General features: G+C 62.8%; 9 protein-coding genes. 5 read left to right on the plus strand and 4 right to left on the minus strand.

The genetic code is table 11. From position 1 onward, the window contains the following. Positions 1-5: 5 nt before the first annotated feature. Positions 6-1,343 carry a glutamine synthetase family protein gene (locus tag PQQ96_RS04585; RefSeq protein WP_408289388.1) on the minus strand — a complete coding sequence of 446 codons (1,338 nt, stop codon included), beginning with the start codon at positions 1,341-1,343 and terminating at the stop codon, positions 6-8. Between the two features lie 208 nt (positions 1,344-1,551). Here PQQ96_RS04585 and PQQ96_RS04590 point away from each other — a divergent pair, with 208 nt between their 5' ends. From PQQ96_RS04590 to PQQ96_RS04605, 4 genes are all read left to right on the plus strand, one after another. Further along, positions 1,552-2,589: an AraC family transcriptional regulator gene (locus PQQ96_RS04590; protein WP_408289347.1), complete on the plus strand. Its 1,038-nt coding sequence runs from the start codon at positions 1,552-1,554 to the stop codon at positions 2,587-2,589. 206 nt (positions 2,590-2,795) lie between these two features. Next, the gene (aguB, locus tag PQQ96_RS04595) at positions 2,796-3,689 is read left to right on the plus strand and encodes an N-carbamoylputrescine amidase (RefSeq protein ID WP_408289350.1); all 894 of its coding nucleotides are present in this window, start codon (positions 2,796-2,798) and stop codon (positions 3,687-3,689) included. Between the two features lie 45 nt (positions 3,690-3,734). Continuing rightward, positions 3,735-4,766 carry a histone deacetylase family protein gene (locus PQQ96_RS04600; protein ID WP_408289353.1) on the plus strand — a complete coding sequence of 344 codons (1,032 nt, stop codon included), beginning with the start codon at positions 3,735-3,737 and terminating at the stop codon, positions 4,764-4,766. A 260-nt stretch (positions 4,767-5,026) separates the two neighbouring features. Then, positions 5,027-5,650, plus strand: a complete 624-nt coding sequence (locus PQQ96_RS04605) for a glutathione S-transferase family protein (protein ID WP_408289355.1) — start codon at positions 5,027-5,029, stop codon at positions 5,648-5,650. Positions 5,651-5,750: 100 nt separating this feature from the next. Here PQQ96_RS04605 and PQQ96_RS04610 read toward each other — a convergent pair whose 3' ends face one another. Continuing rightward, entirely contained in the window at positions 5,751-7,565 is a 1,815-nt protein-coding gene (locus PQQ96_RS04610) for a methyl-accepting chemotaxis protein (protein WP_408289357.1), read from the minus strand. A gap of 346 nt (positions 7,566-7,911) precedes the next feature. Between PQQ96_RS04610 and PQQ96_RS04615 the strand changes: the two genes are divergently transcribed. Beyond that, entirely contained in the window at positions 7,912-8,256 is a 345-nt protein-coding gene (locus PQQ96_RS04615; protein ID WP_408289360.1) for a Rap1a family protein, read from the plus strand. A 12-nt stretch (positions 8,257-8,268) separates the two neighbouring features. Here the strand turns inward: PQQ96_RS04615 and PQQ96_RS04620 are convergent, their stop codons facing one another. Together PQQ96_RS04620 and fabV are read right to left on the minus strand one after the other, a co-directional pair. Continuing rightward, positions 8,269-8,877: a hypothetical protein gene (locus tag PQQ96_RS04620; protein WP_408289363.1), complete on the minus strand. Its 609-nt coding sequence runs from the start codon at positions 8,875-8,877 to the stop codon at positions 8,269-8,271. Between the two features lie 95 nt (positions 8,878-8,972). Then, positions 8,973-10,169, minus strand: coding sequence for an enoyl-ACP reductase FabV (fabV, locus tag PQQ96_RS04625; protein ID WP_408289365.1), 1,197 nt, complete (start codon positions 10,167-10,169; stop codon positions 8,973-8,975). Positions 10,170-10,243: the final 74 nt, after the last annotated feature.

Below are 10,243 nucleotides of genomic sequence, written 5' to 3' on the forward strand. Positions count from 1 at the left end.
CGCGCTCAGACGAGCAGTTGCAGGTGCTCGCGTTCCCACGCGGTAATGCCTTGCGAGAAGGTCTCGAACTCTTTTTCCTTTACTGCGCAATAGGCTTGCACGAACTTGTCGCCGAGCACATCCGCGAGTTCGGTGCATTTCAGGAGCGCCTTGAGCGCATCTTCCAGACCGCGCGGCAGTTCGTATTCGAGGTCGTAGGCGCTTTCGACCATCGGCGCCGACGCTTCCTGTTGCTCCACCATGCCGAGATAACCGCAGGCGAGGGTGGCCGCCATCGCCAGATACGGATTGACGTCGACACCCGGCACGCGGTTTTCGAGCCGCCGTCCGTCCGGCCCGGAATTCGGCACGCGGATGCCGCAGGTGCGGTTGTCGTAACCCCAGCGCACATTGATCGGCGCGGCAGTGAAGCGTGACAGACGCCGGTAGGAATTCACGTAGGGGGCAAACATCGGCATGGCTTTCGGCATGTACTTCTGCAAGCCGCCGATATAGTTGAAAAACAGCGGGCTCGCCGTCCCGTCTGGCAGTGAAAAGATGTTCTCGCCGGTTGTGTGATCGACAATGCTCTGATGAATATGCATCGCGCTGCCAGGTTCGTGCTCCATCGGCTTGGCCATGAAAGTCGCGAAAATGCCATGACGGTAGGCGGTTTCACGCACCGCGCGCTTGAACAGAAACACACGGTCGGCGAGATCGAGCGCGTCGCCGTGAGAAAAATTGATTTCCATCTGCCCCGCGCCGACTTCATGCACGAGCGTTTCGACGCCGAGATGCGTCATCTCGCAGAAACGCGACAGGTCCTGGAAGAACGGATCGAATTCGTTGACCGCATCGATCGAAAACGACTGGCGGCCGGCTTCGCTGCGCCCCGCGCGGCCGAGCGGCGGGCGCAGCGGTTCATGCGGATTCTTGTTCTGCGCGATCAGGTAGAACTCCATCTCCGGCGCGACCACGGAACGCCAGCCTTTCTCCTCATAGAGCTTCAGCACACGGCGCAACACCGCGCGCGGCGAAATGGCGATCGGCTTGCCGTCGAGTCCGACACAATCGTGGATCACTACCGCGACCTGCTCGAGGGCCCACGGGACCAGCCGTACCGAGTTGGGATCGGGGATGCAGACCATGTCAGGATCGCTCGGCCCGACAAAGCGCTCGAAATCCGCGAACTCGCCGTTGACGGTGATCATCAGGAGCGCGTTCGACATGTGCATCTTGCCTTCCGAGAGAAACAGGTTCTTCGGCACGATCTTGCCGCGCGCAACGCCCGTCATGTCCGGTATCACGCATTCCACTTCATGGATGTGGTGATGTTCCAGGAATTCACGCAAATCCGCACGCAGGTCGTCGCGTAGGTCGCTTTGCAAGGTTGACTCCAGTCGGTTGATGAAGACGGCGCGAAGCGCGGCTGCAAACCTTGCGCGGACGAGCCTGTTCGGGAAAGCTGGGCATTTTGCATGATGGGATTTGATCAAATCATCGCACGGATTTTTCCTTTTGGGAAATTTGATCAAATATCATCGGCTGATCGAGGGAACCTGAGAACCGCCCATGACCGATGCACCGAGCTCGCCATGCCCGTCGCCGGCCCAATGCGTCGCGACCTTGCATACGATTGCCGCCACCGTCTCCTTGCTGGAGCGGCAGGGGATCGGCGCTGATGTGTTGCTGGCTGGCAGCGGCGTCGGCGAGCCCGGGTTGCGCCAGCCGTCCGGGCTCGTCACGCACGCGCAGGAGCTGATCGTGTTCGCCAATGCGCTGCGTGCCTGCGGCGATACGCGCATCGGGCTGGACATCGGCCGCGCCATGCATATTTCGAGCTACGGCATCCTCGGTTACGCGATGCTGGTGAGTCCCACGCTCGGCGACGCGCTGCAATGCGCCCAGGACTTTCCCGTACTGCTCGGGAGCTATTTCAAGGTTTCGCTGCGCCGCAACGGAGACGAAGCGGCGATCGTTGCGGCCGATTATCACTACCGGCCCGATCTCACGGTGCTCAATACCGACATGTGTCTCGCGTCGATGTGGGCGATCGTCTGCGACGTGCTGTCAGCGCGGCGCGCACCTGCGGCGCTTGAGGTTACGTTCGGTGCGCCGGCGCACGCGGATGCCTACGAAGAACGGATAGGCCGTCACGCCACCTTCGACGCCACCGAAAACGCGCTGATTTTTCCGGCCAGTTGGCTCGACGAACCGTTGCCGCTCGCCGAGCCGGTGAGCTATCTGATGGCGCGCCAGCAATGCGCGCAACTGGAGCGCGAATGGGCCACCGCGGCGGGTAACGACGTGACCGCGCGCAGCCTGCGCCTGCTGTATTCCGACCCACGCCGCTACGGTTCGCTGCGCGCGCTCGCCGATGCGCTGTGCGTGTCGGAACGCACGCTCAGACGGCGTCTGGCGGGCAGCGGCTCCGCCTTCCAGGCGCTGCTCGACCGCGTGCGCCACGATCTCGCGCTCGACTACCTGGTGCGGACGCGCCTGTCGATGTCGGATATCGCCGAGCGGCTCGGTTATAGCGAAACGGCCGGCTTCCGGCACGCGTTCCGCCGTTGGACCGGTCATTGCCCGAGCGACTACCGCTGCGCGTAGTCAGCGGTTCTGTCGACAGTCTCTTCGAAGCCTACCAGCCATCGACCGCGTGGCCATGCGCTGTGAAGCCACGTCTTGACCTATGTCCACCCCGGCCACCCCAACCAGATTGGCCACATTTATCCCCTCGATGACCGCTTCTCCGTTATCGCTCATCCGCGCACCTCGGGCAGAATTTTCCCAGACGAATACAAAGGAGACACGAGATGCGAGCAGTCAATGTGGCGGCAATCCAGTTGGCCGTCCCGGGATGGGATCGCGAGGCTAACCTCGCCGAGGCTGAGCGCCTGGTGCGCGAAGCGGCGGCCCAGGGTGCGCAGGTGATTCTGCTGCCCGAGTTGTTCGAGTTGCCGTACTTCTGCACCGAACAGGACGCGAAGCACTTCCGCCATGCACTGCCGTACGAGGACCATCCTGCTATCAAGCGCTTTAGCCGCGTGGCCGCCGAATTAAACGTGGTCCTGCCGATCAGCTTCTTCGAACGGGCCGGCAACGTTTTCTTCAACACGGTGGCGATGATCGACGCCGATGGCAGCGTGCTCGGCCGCTACCGCAAAACCCATATTCCTGACGGCCCGGGCTACAGCGAGAAGTATTACTTCACGCCTGGCGACACGGGCTTTCGCGTCTGGCCGACACGGTACGGCACACTCGGCGTCGGTATCTGCTGGGACCAGTGGTTTCCGGAAACGGCCCGCGCGATGGCGCTCCTCGGCGCCGAACTGCTGTTATATCCGACCGCGATCGGCAGCGAACCGCAAGACCCCTCGCTCGACAGCAGCGCGCACTGGCAGCGCGTGATGCAGGGCCATGCAGGCGCGAACCTCGTGCCGTTGATTGCCGCGAACCGCACCGGCCGCGAGCAAGGCCGCGACTTCCCGCAGCGCTACTACGGCTCATCCTTCATCGCTGATCAGTACGGCGAGCAGGTGCAAAAAGCGGGGCGCGACGAGCCCGCGATCCTGCTGCATCGTTTCGATCTGGACGCGGTTGCCGCGGCACGTCACGCATGGGGCGTGTTTCGCGACCGGCGTCCGGCCTGCTACGGCCTCCTCGGGACGAGCGATGGCGAACACCGTACCCACGAAGGTCGAGCTTGAGCGTCGTATCGAATTCGAGCAGCAAGCATCCTTAGGAGACGTTGCATGTTGACTGTGTATAGCGATCGGCACCGGCTACACCATGGCCATGCTGAATTGATCGACGGCGAAATGAAGCCTTGCTTCGAAATGCCGAGCCGCGCCGATTTCATCCTCGAACGGGTGCGCGAAACGAAACTCGGCGACGTGATTGCGCCCGCATCGTTCGGGCTCGATCCAGTGCATCGTATTCACGACAAGGGCTTCATTGCGTTTCTCGGCAGCGCATGGGACGAATGGAGCGCGCTCGGCCGCAAGCACGACGCGCTGCCGCTCATATGGCCGGTGCGCGGCATGCGGCAGGACCGCGTGCCGGAAGATATCGACGGCAAGCTTGGCTACTACTCGATGGATGCGGGTGTGCCGATTACCGCGGGCACGTGGGCTGCCGTGAGCGATGCAGTGGATGTCGCGCTGACCGGCGCGCGCCACGTGAGGGAGGGCGCACGCGGCGCGTTTTCGTTGTGCCGCCCGCCTGGGCACCACGCGGCGGCGGACTATATGGGCGGTTACTGCTACATCAACAACGCGGCAGTGGCAGCGCAGTCGTTCCTCGACGCAGGCGCGAAACGCGTGGCGGTTCTTGACGTCGACTATCACCACGGCAACGGCACGCAGAGCATTTTCTATCACCGTCCGGACGTATTGTTCGCGTCGTTACATGGCGATCCGCGCACTGAGTACCCGTTCTTTCTCGGGCACGCGGATGAAACCGGCGCGGGCGCGGGCCTTGGATTCAACGCTAACTTCCCGCTGCAACCGGGTACGGCGTGGGCGGACTATACGGTGGCGCTCGACGCGGCGTGCGCGCGTGTCGCTGACTACGCACCGGATGCGCTGGTGGTGTCGCTCGGTGTCGATACGTTTGAAGAAGACCCGATTTCGCAATTCAAGCTGCGCAGCGCCGACTATCTGCGCATCGGCGAGGCGATCGGACGATTGGGGAAACCGACTTTGTTCGTGATGGAAGGCGGCTACGCGGTCGCCGCGATTGGAGTGAACGCGGTGAATGTGCTGACGGGGTTTGAGTCGGTTTAGCTTGGTTTGTCCTTTGTCCTGGCGCCGGCTGACTGTGAACGAAGGGGGTGACACAGTCAGCGCGGCGTTCACACCTTGCTCATCACGCGAGTGCCAGAGCACTTAGGCGGAAAAGCAGCCACAAGACATGCTTAGCGGCTGGCCCAGCGCGCAACGTACAAAGTGTCTATGTCCGGTTTATCGCGCCGCCGATACGCTACGATTCGAGCCGGATTCCCGGCGAATTTATCCATAGCGACCGAACGAGCGGCCACGATCCCATGCTCCAGATACTAGGCAAAGCCTCATCCATCAACGTGCGCAAAGTCCTGTGGGCGTGTGCCGAACTCAGCCTGCCGTTTGAACGGGAGGACTGGGGTGCTGGATTCAGGGCAACCGACGTGCCCGAATTCGTCGCGTTGAATCCCAACGCCATGGTGCCGGTGATCCGGCACGGCGAGTTCGTCCTGTGGGAATCCAACTCGATCATCCGTTACCTGGCCGGCCGCTATGACGGCGAATCGCTCTATCCGAGCGCCCCTTGCGAGCGCGCAAAGTGCGATCAATGGATCGACTGGCAGGCGAGCGAACTGAACCGGGCATGGAGCTATGCGTTTCTCGCGCTGGTCCGGCACTCGCCGGCTCATCAGGACCGTCAGCAGATCGACCTGTCGTGCGCGAACTGGGCGAAGCATATTGCCATCGTCGACAGGCAACTGGCGACAACTGGCGCCTTCATCGCCGGGCCGTCGTTCTCGCTTGCGGACATTCCAATTGCGCTTTCGATCAACCGCTGGCTCGAAACGCCGCTGCAGCATGCCGATTTTCCTGCGCTGACGGCTTATATGGCGCGCCTTGCCGCGCGCCCGGGCTACCTGGCGTACTGCCGCAACGGCACGCCGTAAGCCGCGCATTCGCGCTGGTGCCAGATCGCCGATCTGGCGCCCGCTGGCAACGGTGGCTTTAAGCGAAGTCGCGTCGTCGGTGTGCCGACGTTGGTGTCCCTCAAGCGCGTGCGTCGGCGTGGCGCAGCCTGAACAGGCCCACGATGCGCGACAGGCCGTGCGCCTGCTCGTTCAGCGTCGCGGAGGCGGCGGTCGATTGCTCCACGAGGGCGGCGTTTTGTTGTGTCGCCTGGTCCATCTCGGCGACGCTGCGGTCGATCTGACTGATACCGGCGCTTTGCTCATTCATCGCGCCGTCGATTTCGCCAATGACGCGATTCACACGGTCGATACCCGCGACGATTTCCTGCATCGCGGCGCCGGCCGCCTGGACACGCTGCGCGCCGGTGCCGACGCTGGCTTCCGAGGTCTGAATCAGGTCCTTGATCTCGCGCGCGGCGGTTGCGCAGCGCTGCGCCAGCGTGCGCACTTCGCCCGCTACCACGGCAAATCCGCGGCCGTTCTCGCCGGCCCGTGCCGCTTCGACGGCAGCGTTGAGCGCGAGGATGTTGGTCTGAAACGCAATGCTATCGATCACGCCGATGATTTCGGTTATACGCGCCGAGGACCTGGCGATGTCATCCATCGTGCTGACCGCGCTCGTCACGACTTCGCCGCCGCGCGCCGCTGCCTGGCTCGCCGAGGTCGCCAGCCGCGTCGCCTCCATGGCGGCTTCGGCTGACTGTTTGACGCTGGCGGTCAGTTGCGTAAGGGCAGCCGAGGTGTTCTGCAGATTGCAGGCGGACGTTTCCGTGCGCTGTGACAGATCGCGGTTGCCCATTTCGATTTCGCTGGTCGCGGTCTTCATGTTCTCGACGCCGGCCCGCACTTCGAGTAGCACCGTGCCGATCTTGTCGACAAACGCGTTGAACGAGGCGGAAATCTGCGCCACCTCGTCGTTGCCGACCACCGGCAGGCGATGCGTGAGATCGCCGCTGCCCGAGCCAATGGTATCCATCGCATCGCGCACCTGCGAGAGGCTGCGGAACGAATGCGAGGTGAAGAACGCGGCAATGCCCACCGCCGCCAGCGTCAGCAGCACCATCGCCACACCGAGCGCTTGCAGGACGTTGGCCAGACCTGCCGTGGCCTCCGCCTTGTCGAGCGCGATCACCAGATACCAGTCGGTGCCGTGTACGGGCTGCGCCTTGAGCAGCTTCGCAACCCCGCCCAGATCGACTTTCATCGGCGCGCCGGCTTGCGCGAGCGATGCCAGCGCGTCCGGCGTGAGCGCGGCGGAAATGTCGGTTGCCTGCTTGAGAATCAATTTGGCATCCGGATGCGCGATAACCTGACCGTCGCGCGCCACCACGAAGGCCAGGCTTGACGGCGTTGGATGCACGGCGGCGACCACTTCGCGCACGCCGTCGAGCGGGACAGCGCCGCTCAACGCGCCGGTCGCTTCGCCGTTACGGATCATCGGCGCGGAAAACGCCACGTAGGGCACGCCCGTCGACGAGTCGCCGTACGGCTTCGTGACAATCAGCGTGCCGGCCGCGACGGCAGCCTTGTACCAGGGTCGCGCAGTCGGGTCGTAGTCCTTGGGCGTGGTGCTGCTGGTCGAGAAAAAGGTCTTGTCGGTCCAGCCGACTGTGGTGATCGGAAAGCCGTCCGCCGCACTCATATGCTTGACGAAGCCTTGCGGATCACCGTGCTCGACTTCTTCCGCGGTCACCTTCACGGCCTGGGCTTTGGCCGCCACCCACTTGTCGATGGCCAGCGCATTGGCGCCGGCGATGGCGCTCAGGTTCTGCGAGATGGTCTCCATCGTGTTGGCGCGCACCGTGACGTAAGCGGTGGCCCCCGAGAGCGCGAGCGCGCCGATGACGGTGGCGGAGGAAATGATCAGGATGCGGGTGCGGAGTGACGAAATCATGGTTTCCGTGAAGGGGGAGGATATTGCACGAATCGGAACGCCTGCAGCGACACCTCGGCACGACCCGAGCCGGGCCACGGTTTTCGGGCTACCTTCAAGGACTACGGCGAAAAAAGGGAGAACTTGAGGCGCAGTGGGCGGCGTGGCGCGCGCGCTTGCGCCTCGGCGAACACGCCGGCGCTGCCCAGTTACGGCGACCTTCACGTCGCCGGGCTCATTCGCAGATGATCGCTTACAAAAATATCCGCGAGATTCTTACGAAATCCTGAACGTTCGATGCTTCTGCGTATCACGGCCCGACTCGCCTACAATGGCCGCTTTTGCGATACAGATTGAAGGTTCAAAGATGCGGGTATTGAAATTTGCACTGGCTGTGCTGGCGGCCTGTTTTACGCTCAACGCAAGCGCCGAAATGACGGCCGCGCAATACAAGCTCTGGGCGCATGCCGACAACAACTCGGTCTACGCGGCTTACATCACGGGCACGATCAACGCGCTGGGGTGGGCGAATGGGGATCTGGTGACGAAGAAGCGCCCGCCGCTGTTCTGTCCGCCGCCGAATCTCGCGATTGGCAACCAGAACGTCTATCCGCTGCTCGATCAGTTTTTCACCAACCATCCGGGCCTTTCAGACGACTTTCCGATCGGCCTCGCCATTCTGCGCACGCTTCAGGCGGCGTTTCCCTGCTAATAGGCAGTCCGGCTACGACCCCAACCGGAACGCGTCCACCGCCCAAACTTCGTTCGCGAGAATATGCGGCTGCGAGCGGGCCAGCCACTCCGTCAGCGGTGTAAGACTGATGCCTGGCGCAACAGAACCGCCGAACGCTTCGGAAACGAACGGGGCATCATCCTCCGGGCGGCGGACGACCTGAACGATATGGGTGATGCCACGTGGCCGGGGATGGTTGGCCGCCCATGCGGGATCCCCCATCTTCAACCCGATGGTTGCGCAGCGCGGAAGGGTATGGGCCGTGATTTCGGCCGCCTGGAGAATGAATCCTGTACGGCGCTCGATCTCGTGAATGATCCGATCGGACCACACGTGCAGCGCGTCTATGTCGTCAACGGCAAACAGCATGCGGGAGGCAGCGCTGCGGGAGGCCGCCTCGTTTTCCGCAGGGCTGCCTCCCGCGGGACGGCCCTCCGTTTGCAGTGCCTGCGTGAGAAGCAGGGCGGTCCATCCCGAGCAATCGATGACCGGCGGGTTCGCTGAAAGTCCTTCGGACTTGACACCGCGCCGGTATCCCACTCTTCCCGTGTAACGCTGTACGAGCCGCCACATAGCCGCTTCGCCTGCTTCGAACGTCATCGCGTGCCAGTCCTCGTGTTGTTAGCCTGGGATGACCTGCCGATCACACTGAAAACGCACGGTTTGCGGGGCCGGATGAACCCCGCAAACAAACGTCAGACCTGCACGAGCCCGGGAATCTGCACGTCCGGATTGACGTCGGCTTCATAGTCCACGCCGGCGATCTCGAATCCGAAGAGACGCAGGAAGTCGGTCTTGTAGCCGCTGAAGTCGGTGAGTTCGTAGATATTGTCGTTGTTCACCTGAGTCCACAGTTCCTGGACGCGGGCTTGCACCTCGGGATCCAGTTCCTTGTAGTCGGCGCGCAGACGGCCTTCTTCATCGATGTGCGGCGTCGCGCCGTACATGCTGTCTTTGTAGAGCCCGTAGACCTGCTCGATACAGCCTTCGTGCGTGCCTTTTGCCTTCATGACCTTGAAGAGCAGCGACAGATACAGCGGCATCATCGGGATTGCGGAACTGGCCTGCGTCACGACGGCCTTGAGCACGGAGACGCGTGCATCGCCGCCCTTGGCCGCGAGTTTCTCGCGGATCCCGAGCACTTTCTGGTCGAGGTCTTTCTTGGCCGCGCCGATCGAACCGTTCCAGTAGATGTCGTGCGTGATTTTTTCGCCGAGATAGGTGAACGCGGTCGTCTTCGCGCCGTCGGCGAGCACGCCGGCGTCGAGGAGGGCATCGATCCACATTTGCCAGTCTTCGCCGCCCATCACTGCGACGGTGTTGTCGATTTCGGCTTGCGTGGCGGGTTCAAGGACGGTTTCCTTGACGACTTCCTTGTCGGTGTCGATGCCGCGCAGGTTGACGGCCTTGCCGATAGGCTTCAGGGTCGAGCTGAACACTTCACCGGTCTTCGGATGCGTGCGCTTGGGCGCGGCGAGACTGTAGACCACCAGGTCGACCTGGCCGAGATCGCGCTTGATGACCTCAATGGTGCGTTGCTTGACTTCATCGGAGAACGCGTCGCCGTTGATGCTGGTCGCGTACAGGCCTTTTTCCTTGGCGAATTTCTCGAAGGCGGCGGTGTTGTACCAGCCCGCGGTGCCGGCTTTGGATTCGCTGCCGGCGCGCTCGAAGAACACGCCGAGCGTGGCGGCGTCGGCGCCGAACGCGGCGCTGATGCGGGCGGCGAGGCCGTAGCCGGTGGAGGCGCCGATCACGAGCACTTTCTTCGGGCCGTTGGCGATGGGACCGCGTGCCTTGACGTATTCGATCTGCTCCTTGACGTTGGCTTCGCAGCCGGTCGGATGGGTCGATACACAGATGAAGCCACGCACGCGCGGTTTGATGATCATGAAGCACCTCTTGTCAGAATTGCCGACATTATAGTGGTTGGTTTTTTGCCTGCTCGGCGTTTGTTTCTGGGTGC

The organism is Paraburkholderia sediminicola, assembly GCF_046027825.1.
In the GTDB taxonomy this organism is placed as follows: domain Bacteria; phylum Pseudomonadota; class Gammaproteobacteria; order Burkholderiales; family Burkholderiaceae; genus Paraburkholderia; species Paraburkholderia sediminicola_D.

Excerpts from the sequence above, each read along its gene's own strand:
- aguB (WP_408289350.1), top strand. The coding sequence starts at position 2,796 with ATGCGAGCAGTCAATGTGGCGGCAATCCAGTTGGCCGTCCCGGGATGG.
- PQQ96_RS04615 (WP_408289360.1), top strand. The coding sequence starts at position 7,912 with ATGCGGGTATTGAAATTTGCACTGGCTGTGCTGGCGGCCTGTTTTACG.
- PQQ96_RS04605 (WP_408289355.1), top strand. The coding sequence starts at position 5,027 with ATGCTCCAGATACTAGGCAAAGCCTCATCCATCAACGTGCGCAAAGTC.
- PQQ96_RS04600 (WP_408289353.1), top strand. The coding sequence starts at position 3,735 with ATGTTGACTGTGTATAGCGATCGGCACCGGCTACACCATGGCCATGCT.
- PQQ96_RS04590 (WP_408289347.1), top strand. The coding sequence starts at position 1,552 with ATGACCGATGCACCGAGCTCGCCATGCCCGTCGCCGGCCCAATGCGTC.
- fabV (WP_408289365.1), bottom strand. The coding sequence starts at position 10,169 with ATGATCATCAAACCGCGCGTGCGTGGCTTCATCTGTGTATCGACCCAT.
- PQQ96_RS04610 (WP_408289357.1), bottom strand. The coding sequence starts at position 7,565 with ATGATTTCGTCACTCCGCACCCGCATCCTGATCATTTCCTCCGCCACC.
- PQQ96_RS04620 (WP_408289363.1), bottom strand. The coding sequence starts at position 8,877 with ATGACGTTCGAAGCAGGCGAAGCGGCTATGTGGCGGCTCGTACAGCGT.